This window comes from Spirosoma horti (assembly GCF_054776595.1).
The window spans coordinates 35,935-56,663 of sequence record NZ_BAAHBQ010000015.1; the positions used below are offsets into that span (position 1 = coordinate 35,935).

15 protein-coding genes are annotated in these 20,729 nt (G+C 51.3%); 12 read left to right on the forward strand and 3 right to left on the reverse strand.

The genetic code is table 11. The features are described from left to right. Positions 1 to 129 precede the first annotated feature (129 nt). The 9 genes from ACYVAM_RS30825 to ACYVAM_RS30865 all read left to right on the forward strand — a co-directional run bounded on the left by ACYVAM_RS30825 (position 130) and on the right by ACYVAM_RS30865 (position 11,613). Positions 130 to 420 (forward strand): hypothetical protein, encoded by a 291-nt coding sequence (locus ACYVAM_RS30825; protein ID WP_461074003.1) that lies wholly within the window; start codon positions 130 to 132, stop codon positions 418 to 420. 119 nt (positions 421 to 539) lie between these two features. Further along, positions 540 to 2,180 (forward strand): hypothetical protein, encoded by a 1,641-nt coding sequence (locus tag ACYVAM_RS30830; RefSeq protein WP_461074004.1) that lies wholly within the window; start codon positions 540 to 542, stop codon positions 2,178 to 2,180. Between the two features lie 45 nt (positions 2,181 to 2,225). Continuing rightward, positions 2,226 to 2,414 (forward strand): hypothetical protein, encoded by a 189-nt coding sequence (locus ACYVAM_RS30835; RefSeq protein ID WP_461074005.1) that lies wholly within the window; start codon positions 2,226 to 2,228, stop codon positions 2,412 to 2,414. A gap of 91 nt (positions 2,415 to 2,505) precedes the next feature. Continuing rightward, complete coding sequence (locus ACYVAM_RS30840; RefSeq protein ID WP_461074006.1) at positions 2,506 to 3,054, forward strand: hypothetical protein; 549 nt, start codon at positions 2,506 to 2,508, stop codon at positions 3,052 to 3,054. A gap of 97 nt (positions 3,055 to 3,151) precedes the next feature. After that, positions 3,152 to 5,494 (forward strand): TonB-dependent receptor, encoded by a 2,343-nt coding sequence (locus ACYVAM_RS30845; protein WP_461074007.1) that lies wholly within the window; start codon positions 3,152 to 3,154, stop codon positions 5,492 to 5,494. Between the two features lie 114 nt (positions 5,495 to 5,608). Beyond that, positions 5,609 to 6,478 (forward strand): heme/hemin ABC transporter substrate-binding protein, encoded by an 870-nt coding sequence (locus ACYVAM_RS30850; protein ID WP_461074008.1) that lies wholly within the window; start codon positions 5,609 to 5,611, stop codon positions 6,476 to 6,478. Next, positions 6,478 to 7,545, forward strand: a complete 1,068-nt coding sequence (locus tag ACYVAM_RS30855; protein ID WP_461074009.1) for a FecCD family ABC transporter permease — start codon at positions 6,478 to 6,480, stop codon at positions 7,543 to 7,545. Before ACYVAM_RS30850 ends, ACYVAM_RS30855 begins: the two co-directional genes overlap by 1 nt. Continuing rightward, a complete protein-coding gene (locus ACYVAM_RS30860) occupies positions 7,538 to 8,317 on the forward strand; it encodes a heme ABC transporter ATP-binding protein (RefSeq protein ID WP_461074010.1) in 780 nt (259 codons plus the stop codon). The genes ACYVAM_RS30855 and ACYVAM_RS30860 overlap by 8 nt, the downstream gene beginning before the upstream one ends. Before the next feature lie 44 nt (positions 8,318 to 8,361). Continuing rightward, complete coding sequence (locus ACYVAM_RS30865) at positions 8,362 to 11,613, forward strand: WD40/YVTN/BNR-like repeat-containing protein (RefSeq protein ID WP_461074011.1); 3,252 nt, start codon at positions 8,362 to 8,364, stop codon at positions 11,611 to 11,613. A 248-nt stretch (positions 11,614 to 11,861) separates the two neighbouring features. Here ACYVAM_RS30865 and ACYVAM_RS30870 read toward each other — a convergent pair whose 3' ends face one another. Beyond that, the gene (locus ACYVAM_RS30870; RefSeq protein ID WP_461074012.1) at positions 11,862 to 12,395 is read right to left on the reverse strand and encodes a hypothetical protein; all 534 of its coding nucleotides are present in this window, start codon (positions 12,393 to 12,395) and stop codon (positions 11,862 to 11,864) included. 650 nt (positions 12,396 to 13,045) lie between these two features. On the opposite strand from ACYVAM_RS30870, the gene ACYVAM_RS30875 reads away from it, so the two are divergent. From ACYVAM_RS30875 to ACYVAM_RS30885, 3 genes are all read left to right on the forward strand, one after another. Beyond that, complete coding sequence (locus tag ACYVAM_RS30875; RefSeq protein WP_461074013.1) at positions 13,046 to 14,086, forward strand: RepB family plasmid replication initiator protein; 1,041 nt, start codon at positions 13,046 to 13,048, stop codon at positions 14,084 to 14,086. A gap of 276 nt (positions 14,087 to 14,362) precedes the next feature. Beyond that, on the forward strand, positions 14,363 to 16,108 hold the full coding sequence (locus ACYVAM_RS30880; protein ID WP_461074014.1) for a phospholipase D-like domain-containing protein: 1,746 nt from the start codon (positions 14,363 to 14,365) through the stop codon (positions 16,106 to 16,108). 111 nt (positions 16,109 to 16,219) lie between these two features. Next, positions 16,220 to 16,474, forward strand: a complete 255-nt coding sequence (locus ACYVAM_RS30885; RefSeq protein ID WP_461074015.1) for a hypothetical protein — start codon at positions 16,220 to 16,222, stop codon at positions 16,472 to 16,474. Between the two features lie 437 nt (positions 16,475 to 16,911). Here ACYVAM_RS30885 and ACYVAM_RS30890 read toward each other — a convergent pair whose 3' ends face one another. Next, positions 16,912 to 20,175, reverse strand: coding sequence for a histidine kinase dimerization/phosphoacceptor domain -containing protein (locus ACYVAM_RS30890; RefSeq protein WP_461074016.1), 3,264 nt, complete (start codon positions 20,173 to 20,175; stop codon positions 16,912 to 16,914). Between the two features lie 28 nt (positions 20,176 to 20,203). Beyond that, complete coding sequence (locus tag ACYVAM_RS30895; RefSeq protein WP_461074017.1) at positions 20,204 to 20,716, reverse strand: YybH family protein; 513 nt, start codon at positions 20,714 to 20,716, stop codon at positions 20,204 to 20,206. Positions 20,717 to 20,729: the final 13 nt, after the last annotated feature.

Consider the following 20,729-nt stretch of genomic DNA (forward strand, 5'->3'; position numbering starts at 1 on the left):
CTGAAACAGCTCCACTTGTTCATGAAACGGCTCGATCTACAACAGCAGGTGCCAGCGATCCGTAAAGCACCATTGGCTGTACTACTTATCGGTTTAAGTTTAACGGCATGTACTTCCCCAAAAAAGAAGATGGCAACTCAACAAAATCAATCCGAACAGACCAACCAACCGTCTGAGGCTGACTTGACCCAGCAACAGGATGGTGGCGGTAAATCCGCGGGAAAACCGGTGAATCCATCCCAGCATCCTCCTCAGCCAGCTCATGAATCACCAGATACAGTCTGGGAAGTTCCCATTGGCTCGCCGATGGCCCCTGCTGAATGGGAACGATTAAAGCGGGAAGCCGAAAAGCCCACCCCACGGCCGCCCAAAAAAAATGACGAAACGGAAGGCCAGCAGGACACCCCTGAAGAGGACTAACGGCTGACTTACCATCTTATTCTTAACAAGAGCCAACTCGTTGTTCCCTAGCCCAACGCATTGGCCAGTAGCAAGCATTGCAATTCCTTTCCTCTTTTTAACCTCAAATCACTAGTAAAATGGCTAAAACAACGCACCCAGATGACCACGGCGGAAGCGGCCAGTTATCATCGGCCCCCTTATCTCGTTCACTCGACCAGTTGACGGTAAGCGAATTGATGCTAGCACCAACCAACTTAGAGAAGCCCCCGCGCCCCAGTAAATACCCAATCAGCCAGGAGGAGTTCGATGAGTTGAAAATGCAGGCGGAACAGCCCTTGCTTGAAGCTCAGGGGCCCGTTGCCACGGCGGAAGCCATCGCTGATGGGGAAACCGACATGGCCATCGATATCAGCCCCGAGGTAGTCATTCCCGTTGCTGATCCACCCGAAGATACCATGATGGCACCTGCAACGGGTCCGGCACCCCTTGCTCCGTCACTGCTCACCTCATTCAGAGCCCTGGGGCAAACAGGCTTCACCCCACCCGACCCCGCTTTAGCCGTTGGTAATAACGATGTCATGGTGGGGGTTAACACCGACCTGGCAGGTTACAGCAAAACGGGTGGTCTAAACTTTCGATGGGTCAACTCGGCCGCCCTCTTTGGAGGAGTCTTACCCGCTGGTGCAGGTCTATTCGATCCAAAACTTGCCTATGATCACTATGCCCAGCGGTTTATCTGCGTGGCGGCAGCCGTTCGTAATTCGCCCAAAGGGGCCTGGTTATTGGTAGCCGTCTCGAAGACAAGTAATGCGGGTGGTGCCTGGTGGGTATACGCCTTAGACATCACGGTAGATGGGAGTAATGCGACTAACAACTGGGGGGACTACCCACAGCTAGGCTTCGACACACAAGCCATTTATATCAGCACGAATCAATTTGCGTTTGGGGGTGGCTTTAGTTATGCGAAACTACGCATTCTGAACAAAGCTGAACTTTATGCCGGTAAACCTGCTCACTGGTATGATTTCTGGAACCTAAAAAATCCAGATGGCAGTGGCGCCTTCACGTTACAACCCTGTGTGCATTATCGGGGCACCGGAGGCAATCCACCGGCCTACTTGACAAGTGCCATTTATCCGGCGTCTAATAAAATCGTGTTATGGCAGTTGGACAATCCTATTGGGTGGTGGAGCGGCACATCGCCCGCCCTGAATCGCTTCAATATCAATAGCCGGTCCTATTCGATGCCGCCGGGAGCCAAGCAGTCAGGCTCGGCCACTACCCTGGCAACCAACGATACCCGGATGCTGAATGCCATATTTCAGAATGTAGGTGGGGTGCAGCGGGTCTGGACGACTCATACGTCGGGTTTTACCTGGCAGGGTGACACCGAAGCGCGGGCTGCTATTAACTGGTATGAGATTGATGTGAACTCGCGGACTATAATTCAGCAAAATACGTACGGCGCGTCAGGGTTGTATTACTTTTTCCCCGTCATTCAAACGGATCTGAACCGGAATGCTTTTCTAATGTTTACCCGATCTGGCCCTGCCGAGTTTGGCCAGATGCGCGTTACGGGACGACGGGTTGCCGATGCAGCCGGATCACTACAGGGCAGTACCCTGGTGAAGGCAGGGGAAAGTGCTTATAATGGCGGACGGTGGGGTGATTATTTCGGCATCTGTCGGGACCCGGACACCCTGCGTGTCTGGGCACTTGGCGAGTATGCGGGACCTTCGGGACAATGGGGAACCTGGGTAGCAGGTATGCGCTACTAACTTGTTTTTTTCTATCAATTTTATCCAAATTTGCTAAATTAAACTATGTTCACGCTCCTCAAACACCTCAACCCACGCACGGTTGCTATCGAAGCCCCTTCTCTAATCGCTTCGCTTTTTGTTACTGATTATTATTGTCACTTCCATAGCTTTGCTCTGGAATGCGTCGCCTTTTTAAGCTTCTGGAGCTTAGGCAGCTTTGTGGTAAATAAACTTGTTAAACGCTCCGACTAATCGACAACCGCAGGAACGGACTTATTTGCCTGTCGTACTCTCGATGGTAACCATCGAGAGTACGACAGGCTACTCCTGCTTATAAACCCTTATGACGCACCTAAGGCGAAAGCTAGTGCCCCTGTTACTCCTGACCGCACTAGCCATTTTCTGCGTTCATGAGTATTACCATGCCCGAGAAGTGCTGGCCAAATGGGCCTTCACCCACCAAACATATTTCGCTTCTGACAAGCTGGTTCGTATCGTTATACCCAAGGCCGAACTGTCGCATACGACGGATTTTCTGGTTACCGAAAATGAATTTGAGTGGATGGGCCAGATGGTCGACGTGCTCTACCGCGAGGTCCGTTCGGATACGGTCTACGTGTACGGCTTTCGGGATGAAGAAGAAACCGAGTTGAAGCGTCAGGCGCCCTGGCTGTATGAGGCAACCGCACATGTCGGCCAGACACCTGGTACCCGATCAGGCAGCCGACAGAAACACGTCAAGTGGCGTCCTGTTTTTGTTCTGCCTGACCTGACGGCCTTTTGCCAGCGTCCGGCACCTGCCGTACGCGATCTGCGTCCGATTTTTCAGTACTGTTCGCGCCGGGCCGCACGCCCCTACTTAGACGTACTGTCTCCTCCCCCTAATGTATAGAATCCTACTGTTTGCCGTTGGCTGACCTCCTGGATCAGCTTTCAGGATAGGTATGCCCTTTCCAATGGGATTCTAGTTTCATTTTATCAAACGACTCATGAACTTTCTGTATACAAAATTTACATTAACACTACTTCTGCTCGCAACGTTCTGCCCGGCGTTGTTCGCTCAACTTGCCCTGACAGGCCGTATCGTCGACCCTACCAATGCGCAACCCATTGCGGGCGCATCGGTACTAATCAGTGGCACCCAACGAGGTACAACAGCGAATGATAAAGGCGAATTCAGCCTGTCGGCCAACGAAGGAGATCAGTTGCAATTCTCGGCTATTGGGTATCAAACGCTAACCGTTGGCGTCAAAGCGACAACCCGCAGCATGACGGTTGAACTGGATCCGTCCAATACCGACCTAAACGAAGTGATCGTATCGGGCTACTCGACGCCCCAAACCATTCAGCGGACAGCGGGCGCTGTCGGCCTAATTACCAGCCGCGATATTCAGCGGACCAATGGGCTTCATCTCCAGAATTACGTAAACCTGATTCCCGGTGTGAAGGTCGAAATGCGAACGATAGCCGCTGGAAACCGGATCGTTATTCGTGGCTATGGTAACCAGACGAACTTCAACGGCGTTGGCTATAAAGCTTATCTGAACGACATTCCCCTGACCGACGCCGACGGAACTACCTTTCTGGATGACATTGACTTCACCACCCTCAGCCGGGTTGAGGTATTGAAAGGGCCCGCATCCAGTGCCTACGGCAACGCAATCGGCGGGGTCGTCAATTTGTATACCGAACGGGCGCCTATTGGTAAAACGAGTATCAGCCAGCAGGTTTTAGCCGGATCCTATGGCTTGTTCCGAACGAACACATCCATCAAGACCGGCTCAGACAACACCAGCCTGAACATCAACTATGGCCACCAGAAATACGATGGCTTCCGGGTGCATGGCGGTTCAACAAAAGACTTCCTGAGCATCACCAGCGACACCTATATGAGTGCCAAACGGTCGATGTCGGTCTTTGTTGGGTACACTAATTCGTATGACCTGCTGGCGGGCGAAATAGACAGTGTGGCTATCCGGGAACAACCCGAAAGCTCCGACCCGGCTTATGTGAGCAACAATGCCAGTATCAAAACGGAAAGTGCCCGGGCCGGTATCAGTCACAACTATCAGTTTACGGATCGGTTCGCCAACAAAACAACTATTTTCGTGGGTGGACAGGTCATTGATCAGCCCTTTGCGGCCGGCGTAAACAAAACAAACAAGTTCAAATTTGGCGGCCGTTCCGTGTTCACCTACAGCAACGACGCCAGCCCACTCCGGCCAACGATTAGCCTTGGTGGCGAGTTTTTAAAGAACTTCAACTACGCCAAAGGGTATGGCCTGTCGAATGGTATCCTTGGCGCCCTTCGCTCGGACCTGGAAATACAGGCGATGCAGTACAGCGTGTTTGCGCAGGCCGCCTTGCAGATAGCCCCGAAATTAACCCTATCGGCGGGTGCAGGACTGAATTATGTCGAGTATGGAATTACCGACATGCGAGCCACCACAACGACACCTGCCTACGTCAATGTATCTGGCTACAAGCGATTTAAACCCATACTGGCACCCCGGGCAGCGCTGGCCTATCAGGTCATGAATAACGTATCGCTCTACGCCAGCGTCAGCCAGGGGTATTCCGCACCGGGTACCAACCAGGTCGTAGTTACGCAGACGGGCGTCGTGAATTACGATCTTCGGCCGGAGTTAGGAACGAGCTACGAGATTGGCAGCAAAGGGAGTTTCCTGAACAAAACGCTCACCTACGAAATCGCCTACTTCAACATGATGGTAACGGACAAACTGGTTCCGCAGGGATTCGCGGCCACCTCGACGGTTCCAGCCTATTCGATAACGACCAACGCAGGCAAGGTACAGCACAACGGTCTGGAGCTGGCCGTTCAATACGCCTATCGCCCGGAAGCTGGAGCCGTGTCGTTGATCCGTCCGTTTGTGTCCTACACGTATAGCGACTTCTATTACAAGGACTACAGAAGTGACAATAACAGCGACGCCAAAACGGTCGATTACACGGGCAAGAAAGAATCAGGCATTGCGCCAAACCTCCTCAATGCGGGTGTAGATATTGAGGTTCGGCCCGGTTTTTACCTTAACGGAACGATGATGTATGTCGATAAAATGCCCATCAACCTGCCAAACAACCATTTTGCACAAGCGTACACGCTCGTCAATGGGAAGTTAGGATACCGGAGCGCGCTGGGTACTCATTTTAACCTGGACGTGTATGTCGGTTCAGACAACATGCTGAGCAGTACATATTCTTCGCTGGTTTTCCTTAACCTTGCCAACCCGGCGAACAATCGCCCCTTAGCGTACAACCCATCCCCGAAGATCACGGTCTATTCGGGGGCGATGCTGAAATATATTTTTTAGTGTAGAGACGCATATTTGCGTCTCCATTTGCGTCAGCAACGACGCCATCCGGCGGGAATACCATCCGGCGAATCGAGACGCAAGTATGCGTCTCTACCATTAAACTGCGAATCAATGAAAATCTACAAAATATCCTTATCAATAACGCTCGCTACACTTGCCTTGACGGCCTGTACGTCTACCCAAAAAGAGCAGACAGCATCAACCGGTAAGCAACGAATCGTTTGTGTGGCTAAACAACTGACCGAATTGATTTATGCCCTCGGTGCCGGTGACCAGCTGGTGGGCGTCGACTTGTCGAGTACCTATCCACCGGCCGCTCAGAAATTGACTAAAGTGGGCTACCACCGTATGCTCAATGCCGAAGGGATTATTGCCCTCAAACCAACGGTTGTTTACCACGATGGGAACGTGGCCCCGGAAGCCGTCATGCAGCAACTGGAAAAAGTTGGCGTACCGATGAAAGTCTTCAAAGATGCCCATACCATTCCCGAAGTCAAGGCACTGTTTGATACGCTGGCTGCCCAGTTTGGCGCTCAGAAACAGGCTGACAGGCTGAAAACCAAGCTGGATGCCGATCTGGCTAAAGCGGCCGAAAGCGTGAAGCAGTACAAAACCACGCCTAAAGTAGCCATCATCCATTTTGGGCGGGTCATTAACAATTACCTGGTAATCGGAAAAGCCGGAACGGCCTCATCCATGCTGGAAATGGCGGGCGGCAAAAACGTAATGGACACCCTGAAAGGTATGAAACCCCTCAGCCCCGAAATCATCAGCAAAGCTCAACCCGACATTATTCTGGTTACAGACTTTGGTTACGACCGGCTGGGCAACGCCGAAAAACTAGCTACGCTCCCCGGTATCGCCTTGACGCCTGCCGGTAAAAACAAGAAGATTTACCGCATTGAAGAACATGATCTGATCTACCTCGGCCCCCGAACGGGCGAAAACGTATTGATGCTCATGAAGTTGATTCACCAGTAATGAAACTAGCCTCCTTATCGCCCGGCGCCTGGTACAGTCTTTTAGCCGCCCTCCTACTGGTTACCATCATAGCCGCCCTGCGGATTGGTGCCGTCGACTTGACGTTTGACGACATCGACCACATTTTGTTGCACGGCATAGGTCTGTCATCAACCAGCGTCGATCCGGTTTCGGAGGGGCTTTTCCTTCATATACGACTTCCGCGCGTGTTGCTTTGCGCTACGGTTGGGGCTGGCTTATCGGTGTCAGGCGTGTTAATGCAGGCGTTGTTTCGGAATCCAATCGTTGAGCCGGGACTGGTGGGAACCAGTTCCGGCGCGGCATTAGGAGCCGCTCTGGTCTTTGTGCTCGGCAAAAATATCAACTGGGCCTTTACCGACGCCCTCGGGCTATTTCTGCTCCCCTGCGTAGCCTTCACCTTTGCCTTTGCTGCCACGTTGCTCGTGTACCGAATTGCGTCGATAAGCGGTAAAGTGAACGTGGCCACGATGATTCTGGCGGGTATTGCCATCAACGCGCTGGCGGCTGGAGGCACGGGGTTTCTGTCTTACATCGCCAGAGACCCACAAGCCCGCTCCATCACCTTCTGGAATCTGGGCACCTTTTCCGGCGCCGACTGGACGCAGTTCGCCCTGGTATTTCCCATTACGATGATCGGCATTCTGCTGGCCCTGCGTTTTACCAAAGCGTTGAATATTTTGATTTTAGGCGAAGATGAAGTGCGGCATCTGGGCTACAACATCGACCGGCTCAAGATTCAGGTGCTCCTATTGAATACGTTGCTGGTCGCCATCGGCACGGCAATGGTTGGTGTCATTTCGTTCGTTGGGCTGGTGGTGCCGCACCTGCTGCGGTTATTGAAAACGTCGGATAATCGGTTCCTGGTTATCGCGTCTGCCCTGCTGGGTGGTTCCCTACTCATGATGGCCGATACCATTGCCCGACGGCTGGTGGCTCCGGCCGAGTTTCCAATTGGTGTGATTACGGCTTTTGTGGGCGCCCCCGTGTTTATCTGGCTGCTGGTTCGCAATGCCCGGTCGTTTCAGAAAGGAGGTTTTTATGCTTAGAGCGGAAAACCTGTCGTTTCAAATCGGCAGCAATCGCCTGATTGATGATGTATCGCTAACCCTGCTGCCGGGCGAGTTCACCATGGTATTAGGTCCGAATGGCGCCGGAAAAAGTACCTTATTGAAACTGCTAACCGGCACAGAAACACCCCAGCAGGGCCAGGTCTGGTATGGCAATCAACGCCTTACCTCCATTCCACTGGCGACTCAGGCCCGACAGAAAGCAGTGCTCTCCCAATTATTGTCATTACCATTCGATCTGAGCGTAATGGAGGTCGTTATGATGGGGCGATACCCCTATTTCGACCTGAACCCGACCAGCCTGGATAAACAGATTGCCGACGATTGTCTGGAAGCGGTTGGGATGATTTCGTTCAAAACCCGTGCGTTTGCCTCACTCTCAGGTGGCGAAAAACAGAAAGTGCACCTGGCGCGGGTACTGGCTCAACTCCATCGCCAACCGGACGATACATCTGTCAAATATCTCTTTCTGGATGAGCCCATCTCGGCGCTGGATATCCACTACCAGCATCAGATTCTGAGTCTGGTGCGCGAGCTGGCTGCGCAGAATATGGTCGTGTTCGTTATTGTACACGACATCAATCTGGCTTTTCAGTACGCCAGCAAAGTCATCCTGATCGATCAGGCGCGAATCTACGGGGCTGGCACTGCCGATGAGGTACTTACGGAGGCAGCCATAGAAGCCGTCTTTAAACTAAAGCCCTATTTTATGACGCATCCTGAAACGGGCAGGCGCGTGATGATCTGCTGATTTTACGCTATCTTGATGGGCGATAATTCTGCCGTTCAGCTAGCATGCAAAAGATTCTACTCTTCCTCTTTTCTATCATATTTGTCAGCCCGTTGCTGGCACAGAAGCCAAAAGCAGCGAAAAAAACGACGGCTAGCGCCGTCGTGGATTCAGCGCTTACAAATGATCCGTATTTCAAGCCCGTCAAGTGGCGGAATATCGGCCCTTTCCGGGGAGGCCGTTCGGTGGCCGGGTCTGGTGTAACCAGCGACCCACAGCTTTACTATATGGGTACGGTGGGCGGGGGCGTCTGGAAAACGGACGATGCAGGTACGACCTGGAAAAACATTACCGATGGCCAGTTGAAGACCTCATCAGTAGGAGCCATCGGCGTTTGTGAGTCTGACCCGGCGGTGGTTTATGTGGGCATGGGCGAACACGCTCCCCGGGGCGTCATGACCTCCTATGGCGATGGCGTGTACAAATCGACCGATGCCGGCAAAACCTGGCAACACCTCGGTCTGGATCTCACCCGCCATATTGCCGCCATACGGGTGCATCCACAAAACCCCGATGTAGTGTTTGTAGCCGCACAGGGTGCATTGCATGGTTCGTCGGCAGAGCGCGGCATCTATAAAACCATCGACGGGGGTAAAACCTGGAAAAAGGTGTTGTTCGTCGATGAAAATACGGGCTGCAATGACCTGAGTATGGACATGACCAACCCACGCATTCTGTACGCGTCGATGTGGGATTACCGGCGGTTGCCCTGGCAGGTGCAGAGTGGCGGCAAAGGAAGTGGTCTCTATAAATCGACCGATGCCGGTGAGACCTGGACGAAGCTGGACAAGGGGTTACCCAAAGAACTGGGCAAAATGGGCATTTCTGTTTCCAAGGCTAACCCGAACCGGGTGTATGCTGTGATCGAATCCGACACGAAAACCGAAAAAGGGGGCGTTTTCCTGTCCGAAGATGCGGGTAAAAGCTGGAATCGGGTGAGCAAAGACCACCGTACGGTACAACGGGCCTGGTATTACATCGAAATCTTCGCCGATCCGGTCGACGAAAATACGGTTTACGTGCTCAATACATCAGTGCTGAAATCCATTGACGGAGGCAAGACCTTCAGTCCGGTAACGGGTTCTCATGGCGATCATCACCATTTGTGGATCAGTCCGAGGAACAACAAAAACCTATTTCTCAGTAACGACGGCGGGGGCGCCATTTCGTTCAATGGGGGCAAGTCGTGGTCATCGGAGAACAACCAGCCCACGGCGCAATTCTACCGGATCAACGCCGATAATCGCTTTCCGTACAACGTCTATGGCGGTCAGCAGGACAACACCTCGGTTATGATCGCCAGCCGAACAACGGCGGGCAATGGCATAACCGACAAAGACTGGTTCCCATCGGCCGGTGGCGAAAGCGCGTTTCTGGCCTTCAACCCCGATGATCCGCGGCATGTGATGGGCGGCAGTTACCAGGGGACCATTGAAGTGCTCGACCAGCAAACCCACGAAGGCAAACCCATTATGGTTTCGCCGATTCAGTATCAGGCGTTGCAGGCTAAAACGATGAAATACCGCTTCAACTGGAACGCGCCCATCATCTGGTCGAAGCACGAGCCCAATGCCTTTTACCATGCAGGAAACAAGCTCTTTAAAACGACCGATCTGGGAAAAAGCTGGACAACCGTTTCGCCCGATCTGACGCGTCATGACTCAACCAAACTCGGCTGGGGTGGCGCGCCCTACACCAATGAAGGAGCCGGTGGCGAAAACTACGCGACCATTACCTATGTGCTGGAGTCACCAACCGAAAAAGGCACGATTTGGACCGGCAGCGATGATGGCCTGGTTCAGCTTACCCGCGACGGTGGCAAGACCTGGACCAACGTAACCCCCGCCGGTTTGGAGGAGACGCTCATCAACTGCATCGAGGTGTCGCCCCATGATAAAGCAACGGCCTACATTGCCACCACCCGGTATAAGGTCAACGACTTTTCCCCGGCCATGTATAAAACGACCGACTACGGCAAAACCTGGACAAAAATAGTCAAGGGAATTCCTTATGGCGCTTTTACCCGAACGGTTCGGGAAGACCCCGAGCGCAAAGGCTTGCTCTATGCCGGCACGGAAACGGGTTTGTATATTTCTTACAATGACGGAGCAAGCTGGCGGCCCTGGCAACTCAATCTACCGGTCAGTCCTATAACCGACCTGAAAGTTCACCAGGGCGATTTGATTGCGGCAACAGCGGGTCGGTCATTCTGGATTCTGGACGATCTGGGGCCGATTCGACAATACAATGAGAAACTGAGCAAAGACAGCCTGTTTGTGTACAAACCCGAAGATGCCTATCGCGTATCGGGTGGCAGTGCGCTGGATAAAATGGTTGAGGAAGACGATGATGAAGACGCGGGCAGCAGTCCCGGCCGTAGTGGATTTTCGGGTACAAATCCCTCCACCGGTGTCGTCCTGTATTATCAGTTACCGGCCAAAGTCGATACCAGCGCCACGATGACGATGGAAATCAAGTCGGATCAGGGCGCTACCCTGCGCACATTCAGTAGTAAGAAAAACAAGAAGTTTGTTCAATTTCCGGGCGGGCCATCCCCCGAGCCAACGCTGACGATGCGGCCCGGACTGAATCGGTTTGTGTGGGATATGCGCGCCGAGACATTACCCGCCATCGAAAACGTATTCATCGAGGGTAATTACAGTGGGCGCAAGCTTGCACCCGGCCGCTATCAGGCCAGGGTAAAACTAGGAAAACAGGAAAAGCAGGTAACGTTTACTATTCTACCCGACCCCCGGATTAACGCGCCAGCGGCTGAGTATGAGCAGCAGCAGAAAACGCTCATGGGTATTGAAGATGGGGTGAAGGAGATTCACCTGGGTGTTAACCGGATGCGCAAAGCCCAGAAACAAATCAACGATCTGGTCGAGCTTATTGACGATAAACCGAACCTTAAAGCGGTCGCGGACTCCGGTCGGGTTTTGGCCAAAAAGATCAAGGTATGGGAAGAGAAAGTTATTCAGCCGAAGTCAAAATCGAATGACGATGTCATTAATTTCGAGAACAAGCTGAGCGCCGACTACATCTTCCTGAAAGGCGAACTGGATGTAAACACGCCCACCGTTACAGTCGGTCAGCAGGAGCGCCTATCCGAATTAAATGCCACCTGGCAACCACTGAAAACGGACATGATCAAGCTGATCCAGGATGACATCAGCCGATTCAATACCCAATGCCGCCAGGCACAGCTTGATAAAGTTACCATTCCCGACGTCGTGCTTTCCGCGCCGAGACAATAGTGATTTATCGACACTATACCTTCCATTCAACTAGTCCGCGCCTGATTCACTCTACAACCAATCGAAATTTCCTGACAGGTCCGACATTTCCTAAACTGCTTCGCTCAGCGACCAGGAGGGTTGATGGTGTGTGAGCTACTTGACTGAATATACGTACTTGAATCTTTACACCCCCTGCTCGTTAGGCTGAAAACTTTCTTTCGGGACAGGCTTCCTGTCGACGGAGAGCTACCCCATGCGGAGCAGAATCACAGCAAGTTATAAAGAGCAATGACAAGCAGGAAGAGAGCAAACCAAACCAACAGACTAAGGCCGGCCCACGAATAATAGCTTAGGCTTGCAATCTCCGTTTCAGTCCGATAAAGTCGGCTTCTTAATTGGTCTATCGATAAGGAGTACATTTCTTGCTTAGTCAAACCACTTGTGAAAGCACGCTTCATGCTCAAACCAGCTTGAAAGGCGTTGTAACTGTGCTTAGGATAGAACATCACCCCTACGGCCATGCCCCAAAGGGTAAGCCACCAGGCAAAATAGATGTTGCCCCATCCACCAGTGGCAATCTCCCAACTAGTGACCGAACTTTCACCTTTCCAAGTCGTACCGTACCCTGTCACCAGGTGGTTGACGTCGTGCAGATAAATGTTTTTTCGTCGGGATTCTAAATTGGGCAGAGGCAAGGCAATGGGGCCAAACTTAATTATGTCCCATTTTTTGTTGATGCCTCCTCCCTCTCCGTAACCGTGCTGATTGTAAAAGTCGTTTAAGGCGTGTTCAATATTCATTTATAAAAAAGGTTTTACCCTGTCAAGGCGTTTGCATTGTCGACAATTATAGTGCGCCCCGCTTTTAGGACCACCAGTTAAATTGGATATCTGCCTAAATTCAGTCCCGTACGAACGGCAAAACTAAACGCAAATTTACCGCCGACTTCAACCTCAAGGTAGTACTTGAAGTCCTTAAGCAAAAGGATTCATTGGCCCTCATTAACAAACGGCACCAGATTCACCCTAATCAGATCAGTGAGTGAAAAAGGCAATTCCTACCAGGAGCCGCATCCGTTTTTGAGACAGATACAAAACCCGTATCAGCCAACTCAGAACCTCAAGTGGCTGTACTCTATGAGCCGATTGGGCAATTGAAACTGGAACTGACTTATTTCAAAAAAAGTTGACGCCATCAGCCTATCCCACCCTAGAGCCCTGATTGATACGAGTGCAGCTGCCCGTATTCGTTTGGCGAACTGTAAACTAGGAGGCTATTTATTCGGGGGCGCAGCGTAGATGGTTGGCCATTGGAGGCTGGCTGGCAAGTCTGATCCGTACTATGACTGTATCTATTCTCAGGATGAGATTTCCTTCTAAGAAAACCGACCTATCTTTTTGGAGTTGGTTTCATTTGGTAAATTTCATCATTCAGCCACCCTACCCTTAACATGGAGAGTCAGAGTGATCAGCTACAAATAGCGTTCGAGCTTCGTCCGAATAATTATCAGCCAAATGTCATTACCGAAAGCAGGCAGGAATTTACGGAAATGGAAAAGAAGATTGTCGTTCTGGCCATTAACCAGCTGCGTCATATTGCTAAGTCCTGGGAGGAAGGGAAAAGCATCAATCTGCTGATTCCCTACGCTGAGTTAACGGACAATCACCATGACAAGATATCCGTAGCGGCCAGCTCGTTAAACACTAAACGAATCTTCCATCAGGATTTCTCCAATCCTGAATACCCTGAATATGATTACATAGTTCCGTTTTCGAGCGTCAGGAGCTTGAAAATCAATGGCAAGCGGTATTTGGAACTAACGATGCTTTCGGCCGTCGTGCCGTCGTTCATCGAACTGGGAAAACGCTACACCAGCTATGATTTAAGGTTGATGCTTTCGCTGTCTTCTATGTACGCGCAGCGCATGTACGAGATCATTATGATGTTTTACGGCCGGGGCCAGAAGATATTCACGTATGAGGTCAGTAAATTACGAACTGCGTTAAATTATCCTCCTGATCATGACTACTATGATTTCAAACGGAAAGCCATGTTGGTTGCGCAGCAGAAAATACAACAAAAGATTGGCATGTATTTCGAGTTTACCCCTTCCCGTAAAGAAGGAAAAGCAGTCGTTGAGTTGCGCTTTGAGGTTAAATCGGCCAAAGATCTGATTGAAGATGACATCGAAGCCGACCGGCTGACGGTGCAGACGATGCAGCCTCACGAGATGGCTGCGCTGGCCCGAAACCTCATCTTCCGCTATAAATTCACCAAGAAGCAGCAGAATCAGATTCTGGAAGACACCGCTTTGATGGAAACATTCATCTGGCTTCATACGGAGATTCACCATAGGAAGCGGAAAGTGAAGAATCCAACGGCCTACGTCGCCCAGTCCTTGGGCTTCGGGAAAGTGGCGCCAAAAGAATCGGAAGGCAAGGAACCGGGCAGCCGATCAACAACGACCCGAAGTCAGGAGCCAAACCAATAGGTGGTGTGATCGGCGATATTGTTAAGAAGCTCAGCCCTAATTGCTAGTTTATTAAGTTCTTTTTTGCCAAGACAAAAGTTCGTCCGTTTACGTATTTGCTGCCATCCAAACACCAGACGCTTCCTAAATAACAGCACAACTATCACGTGTAAATTGATTGATTACGAATTACTTACCGTAAGCTAAATCCACTCAACATTGCCGTGAACGACAACCGACAATATGTACCTTTAGATCGTTTCCTGAAACGAATCAGGAAATGATCCAGCCCTTTCCATGCCGGTCAACTTAAAAGTCTACGCCAACGAAGACGACACATTGCTCTTTTGGAGTATCCCTCAGCCAATTGCTCAATGCCGTGGTTTTGCCATTGAGCGCACAACCGTCGATCCCCAAAACAAAAAAACGACGGATTTCCTACCCAATCGGATGGGATTCGAAAACCAGCCCGTCGCTGGCCAAGCGGTTAGCAGCCAGCCCGTTCCCTTGAGACCCTCTACCGAGTGGCCGTTTCAACGCTTCTCCTGGACGGATCATGACGCTAACATTGGTGACACGGTGTCGTATCGCATCATCCCAATCATACGGACCAATGCCGGAACACTGGAACGGATTGACGCAGAAGCCAGCAGCTGGAGTCCTGAACGAACGCTGGGCGCTAAGCTGACTGGTAAATACAAACCCTTTTTCAATCGGGGCTTTGTGATGTCACAGTTTATGACGCACTACCTAAAAGAGCAGAAACTAACGCTCGATCAGTTCAAAACCAGAATAAGAGATGAAGACGATAAAACAATTCGTCGGTTCCTGTCCGGAGATTTACGGGTTGCCCTATTGAACGAATTAAAAACAGCCCAGGTAAAAAACGGGCATATTTACGCGGCTCTATTTGAACTCAACGACGATGAGTTGATAAAGGCAATCATGGCACTTGGTAAGCGGGCTCATATTGTTCTCTCCAACGGGTCTATCACCAAGGGCAAGACGGAAACAATGGCGCAGGCCCGGATAAGGGACGAGAACGAGGAGGCTAGAAAGCGATTGATGGCTACTGGCGTGGATGTAGAAGTAGAAAAGATCAATCGATTTCTGTCGCCGGGTGCATTGGGGCACAACAAGTTTATGGTTCGTACAGACGATCAGAATGAGCCCGTTACGGCCTGGACGGGTAGTACAAACTGGACGACAACAGGGCTTTGTACCCAAGTGAACAACGGCTTACTAATCGAAGATACGGACGTAGCCAAAGTCTACCTTGATCAGTGGCATCAGATCAAGAAAGCAGCCAGTGGCTTTCCACTAGAGTTTGTTCAGCAGAATAATAAACCTAAACAAATTGGGGCAGCTATACCAGGGCAGGTACGTGCTACAGTCTGGTTTTCCCGAACGCAAAAGCAAGTCGACCTGACTGCCTTGCGGGATGAAGTACTCAAAGCGAAACAGGGTATCCTGTTCCTGATGTTCATGCCAGGCGCAACCGGTTTGTTCAGCACCGTTACGGCTCAATCGGCAAGGCCTGATCTCTACGTCCGGGGCGTAGTCAGCGAACTACCCAATGGTCGGGGTGATGAAAGCGCGGCCGATGTGAATCTGATCGATAAGCAAACCCATATTCCGTTGCACCTCGACATTATCGAACCAGAGGGCATCCCCAATTCCATTGCGTTTTTTGCCGAAGAAGTGAGCCGGAAGCAGTTCCTGCATGATATCGGCTTTGCCATCATTCACAGTAAGGTTGTTGTGATTGACCCCTTTTCGGAAGATCCGGTGGTTATTACGGGAAGCCATAACTTCTCCGGCAATGCCAGTAGCAAGAACGATGAGAACTTTATCATTGTCAAAGGTGACAAGGAATTGGCCGAAGCCTATGCGGTGAATATTCTTGGCGCTTACGATCACTATAGGTACCGGTCATTTATCAATGATACGGCAAAACCATTCAATGGAATCAAAGATAACGACACCTGGCAAGCACCCATGCTCAGGAGCCGCCAGATCGATCTTCGTTTTTGGGGCGTTTGATAACAGCCTCAAAGCCTGTAAATTGATTAATCAAGGGTATTACGGCAGGTATCTGAAAAATTCCTTATACCTGTTTATCTGACGGATAACTAATGTCAAAAACTACACAACATGAGTCAACTTGTAGCAAGTTTAGATGCTCAAAGCAAGCGTCTATTAACGATAGCCGTATCCATGGCTATTATCTTCCTGAGTTTAACTTGCCTGATTTATTCAGTGCAAGGGGCGTTGGCTTCACCCAGGAAAAGCCTTCCGTTACAAATGCAACCTACCATTGGTGTGGGCTGTGATGCTCAGTATGTTTATTACTTCAATTCCCGTGGCCAGCTCAAAAAGCTAAGAAAAGATGTAGCTCAGGATTTCTAATTCTATTGGTAGTCGCAATAGGTTAAGGTGGAGCATGGTGTAAAGTCCTGCTCTGTTTATAAATTACAGGTATAGTCAGGACCACAATTATAAAATTTTGTGGCCCTGACTATGTACAGTAGCCTTTTTATTTGTTTGCCAAGCTTACACCGAAATCCGGTAGCCCAGGAGCCGATCTGCTTTGTAATTCAGTTCACAAACTGAGTTGCTCTGATTACCGCCCGGTACTTTAATATTGGTGACCGGCTTTGACTCCTGCCCCCGCCTTCTCCTTAAAGATGGCAATTCAGCCCGGTACAGGTGTATCAATCGCTCGGTCCCAGTTTAGCCACGTTGGGTAGTTTTGCCGTTTCGTACCGCAGCCGCGGACGGTCGCAACGGAAATTGGTTGCCAGATAAGTATACGGTCGAATGTAGGGTTCTGATTTTGACTGGACTCAGGCAATGGCTGGCCGGTTGAAGCGGAGTTTGACCAACATCCCATTCTGGTTTTCGTAGGTCAGCATACCGCCGAGCTGGCGGGTAAGCAGTTCCACCAACTGGGTACCAAAGCCCGTTTCTTTGACAACTTCCACAGGCTGTTTACCGATACCATTGTCAGCCACCATCAACAGCAACGAATCGTCGTCCATCCGCGTCAGACTGATGCGAATTGTGCCGTTATCCTTACCAATAAAGGCATATTTAAGCGAGTTGGTTATTAACTCATTCGTGATTAGCCCTATGGAAACCGCCGTGTCAATATCCAGTACCAGCTCGGGCATCGAACAGACGATGGTGATGCGACTGGCGGCATCGAACGAATTAATGATGCTTTCGCTGAGGTTAAGAAAATAATCGCGCATCTCAATCGCTCCTAACTGCTTGCCCTGGTAGAGTTTCTGGTGGATAATGCCCATACTCTGTACCCGGTTTTGACTGGCCTGTATGGCTTCCTGGACATTGGGGTCCGTAACTTTAGCCGATTGCAGGGCCAGCAAACTTGACACCACTTCCAGATTATTCTTGACCCGGTGGTGAATCTCTTTCAGAAGGAGCTCGTTCTGGGCGTTTTTCTGGGCAATTTCGTCGCGCTGTTGTTTAATGACGACGGCTTCCTGCAGAGCCAGTTCGCGGGCTTGTTCACGCAGACGGACCTTCAATAGGTACCAAAAGCCGAGTAGCAGCAGCAGCGCATAAGCCGAATAGGCCCAAAGGCTTTGCCACCAGGGGGGGCTGATGTGTATGCGGAGGGGCGCCAGATTTGTCCAGATTCCGTCGCTATTACGGGCTTTCAGATGAAACAGATACGTTCCCGGCTTCATCTGGGCAAAATCAACGGTGTTTTTCAGGCCGATGCTTACCCATTGTGGCTCGTCATTCGGCCCGGTCAGGGAATAGGCATAGGTACGACTGCTGGTGTTGCGGTAATCCAGCAGCGCAAATTTTAGTTCTAAGGTATTTTCCCGGTGCGACAGTGCCAGTTCATTGGTTCGCCAGCGATCCGGGGGCATGGGTCGCATGGTTTGCGCACCGTCGGTGTCGAAGCAGGAAACGCCCACCAACCGCAGTGGTGATGAGGCTTTAGGAATGTTGTGGATGGTATCGGTTGGCCCAAACCGCCGTAAGTTGTTCTGGCAACCGAAGTAAATCTCGCCGGTAGTGGCCAGTGCGGTAATAGGCGTTGAGTAAGCCGAGTTGCCAACAAACTGCGGAAACGTGGTTACGCGCTCCGTAAGGGGGTCGATACAGGATACCACCTGATTCTGGTTGAACCAGACTTTACCGGTTCTGTCGAGGGTAGCGTGGGCAAAATAATCGTCCGTGAACCCGTTTGCGGCACCATATTTTTTGAATCGTCCTGTTTTGACCGATAGCTTCTGTAAGGGAGCCGAATACCCACTCGTTATCCATACATCCCCCTGTTTATCAATCACGGGCTCAAAGGTGTAGTTGCTGGCCAGTCCGTAGGGGTCGCCTTGCCGGAGTACAAACCGCTTCACTTGCCGGGTTCGTTTGTTTACCCGACTAAGGCCATGAGCGGCTCCGCACACCCACACCGTGTTCTGGGCATCGACCGCAATTTTCTGGAGCGTGTTTGAGAGTAAACTGCTGGCGTTGGTGGGATCGTTTTTCCACTGTTCATACGTACTCACCAACCCCGTCTCGACCGATAAGCCGCCCTTCGGAATGCGGAAAAGCCCCTGCCCCCAGGTCGAAATCCAGAGGTCGCCATCCCGGTCAATAACCGAAGCGATGGCGTTTGGGATCGTCATACTCCCGGCCTTATCTAAACGGACGGGTGTGAGACGGCTCGTTTCTTTATTATATACGAACAGGCCAGCCTCCGCTCCTACCAGCAGGTACGGATCGTAGCTGGTCCCGGTCGAACCTGGCAACGGGCTGGTGAAATAGGTGAAGGGTTGTTTCAAGACAACCTTCATCTCATTCTGGGCCGGCCTGGATTGGTCCTGTCTGGATTGACCCGGCCTGGATTGGCCCGGATTATAGCGAATCAGGCCCAGATCGGTACTGATCCAAAGGAAGCCTTCCGAGTCGGGCATGAGGGATTCCGTTACGGGCCGGGTCGGAGCCGCACCGGCTGTGGTATTAAATTTGGGCAGTGGAATGTTGGGGTGACGTTCCTGACGGGGGTCGAAAAAAAGCGGATTTTTGTCGCTCGCCCTCTCCAGCCAGATTAACCCCTGTCCATCTTCGTAGAGCGTTACCAGTTCCCTGAGTTGTTCTCCATTGCTGATGGCTACGGGTGTGCAATGCTCCACGACGGTACGGTCGGCTGAAATGCGGAAGATGTCGTTATCGCAGCAAAGCCAAAGCCGCCCCGCCCGATCTTCCAGAATCACGTTTGGAAACGGAATGGGTTTCCCATCGGCCGTTCGCTTATCGAACCAATTAATTTGCCCTGTTCTGGGGTCAAAAACCCGCAGCCCGGTTTGGTCCGGAACACCCATCCAGATCAGGCCCCGACGATCTTTGCAGAGGCCGTTAATCACATTGAGGCCATCGGTAGCGTTGATGACGGGCACCCCTGATTTATTTACAGTCGGAAAGCACCGCCAACGGTTACTGGTTCGGTCAAACTGTTCGAAACCAGCCGTTGTGCAAACGTAAATGTAATGGGGGGCCACCAGAATGGGCGATAGCGGGTTGCCCTGCAACTGCCCTGCTTCGCCCGGTTTAGGCAAAAAACGGACAGTGCTACCTGTTTTGGGGTCGAACCGATTCATGCCATAATCGCTGCCGATCCAGAGATAACCAGATTCATCACGTTGAAGAAACCGGAGCTTATCCGACGATAAACTGGTTTTGTTGGTTGACAGGTGTCGAAAATGGGCCACGTTGCCCGTTTGCTGTTTGTATGCATTAAGGCCCCCGTCGCGGGTGGTTATCCAGAACGTGCCTCGCTCGTCCTGAATCATATCCGCCACCCGCGCCGAGGAGAGGGAGTTCAAATTCGCCGGATCAGAGCGTACCGTTACGATCTCATGGCCGTCGTACCTGTTCAGGCCACTGCCGCCGACGAGCCAGAGAAATTCGTCGCGGTCGGTAAAGAATCGATTGATGGTTAGTTGATTTCGGTTGCGGCCCAGCGTCTCTTTGGGTGGTTCGTCGAAGTAAAGCACCGTGGATTGTGCCTGCCCGGCAGATGCGGACAGGCACAATAGCAGGAGGAGCCACCTAAAAACAACGTGTCCATTCATGTTGACCTGTTTGTTAGCCCAAGCTACTTCACTTGTCTTTCTGATCCTCGTTGTTAATATCGCGGATGCAGATAAATTTTCCGTCGCGTTTTTCAAAAATGCCCATGTATTTGCCGGTGCTCACTACCTTGCCAGCCGCGTCTTTAACCGTTGTCTTCCCGACTTCGGTCACTACGTTGCCATCGCCATATACGTCCATCGTCTCGTAGGAAACCGTAGTCCCGGGCTTGCGCGCTTTCATACTTTTGAGCAACACCTGCCGGATCGCGGCCTTTCCCACGGACATGGGTTCGTCGTCGGCCATTTCTATGGCATCGTCGGTGTAGAGGACCATTACTTTGTCGATATCCTTAGCGGTTGTGGCGCTGGCCCATTCGGTTTCGATGGCTTGTATCTCCGTTTTGATGGCGGCCATATCAGGCTTAGCCGCTACCTGCTCAGTGGTAGCTTCTGCTTTTTGGGCGGGGGCGTTGCAACCCGTAACGCAGACAGACGTGATGGCAACAACGGCCAAGACTAGGGTGAATGGATTGGTTTTCAATGGATGTTTGATG

Bases quoted from the DNA above. Each gene is read 5' to 3' on its own strand.
- ACYVAM_RS30825 (WP_461074003.1), top strand. From the start codon at position 130: ATGGCAACTCAACAAAATCAATCCGAACAGACCAACCAACCGTCTGAG.
- ACYVAM_RS30830 (WP_461074004.1), top strand. From the start codon at position 540: ATGGCTAAAACAACGCACCCAGATGACCACGGCGGAAGCGGCCAGTTA.
- ACYVAM_RS30835 (WP_461074005.1), top strand. From the start codon at position 2,226: ATGTTCACGCTCCTCAAACACCTCAACCCACGCACGGTTGCTATCGAA.
- ACYVAM_RS30840 (WP_461074006.1), top strand. From the start codon at position 2,506: ATGACGCACCTAAGGCGAAAGCTAGTGCCCCTGTTACTCCTGACCGCA.
- ACYVAM_RS30845 (WP_461074007.1), top strand. From the start codon at position 3,152: ATGAACTTTCTGTATACAAAATTTACATTAACACTACTTCTGCTCGCA.
- ACYVAM_RS30850 (WP_461074008.1), top strand. From the start codon at position 5,609: ATGAAAATCTACAAAATATCCTTATCAATAACGCTCGCTACACTTGCC.
- ACYVAM_RS30855 (WP_461074009.1), top strand. From the start codon at position 6,478: ATGAAACTAGCCTCCTTATCGCCCGGCGCCTGGTACAGTCTTTTAGCC.
- ACYVAM_RS30860 (WP_461074010.1), top strand. From the start codon at position 7,538: ATGCTTAGAGCGGAAAACCTGTCGTTTCAAATCGGCAGCAATCGCCTG.
- ACYVAM_RS30865 (WP_461074011.1), top strand. From the start codon at position 8,362: ATGCAAAAGATTCTACTCTTCCTCTTTTCTATCATATTTGTCAGCCCG.
- ACYVAM_RS30870 (WP_461074012.1), bottom strand. From the start codon at position 12,395: ATGAATATTGAACACGCCTTAAACGACTTTTACAATCAGCACGGTTAC.
- ACYVAM_RS30875 (WP_461074013.1), top strand. From the start codon at position 13,046: ATGGAGAGTCAGAGTGATCAGCTACAAATAGCGTTCGAGCTTCGTCCG.
- ACYVAM_RS30880 (WP_461074014.1), top strand. From the start codon at position 14,363: ATGCCGGTCAACTTAAAAGTCTACGCCAACGAAGACGACACATTGCTC.
- ACYVAM_RS30885 (WP_461074015.1), top strand. From the start codon at position 16,220: ATGAGTCAACTTGTAGCAAGTTTAGATGCTCAAAGCAAGCGTCTATTA.
- ACYVAM_RS30890 (WP_461074016.1), bottom strand. From the start codon at position 20,175: ATGAATGGACACGTTGTTTTTAGGTGGCTCCTCCTGCTATTGTGCCTG.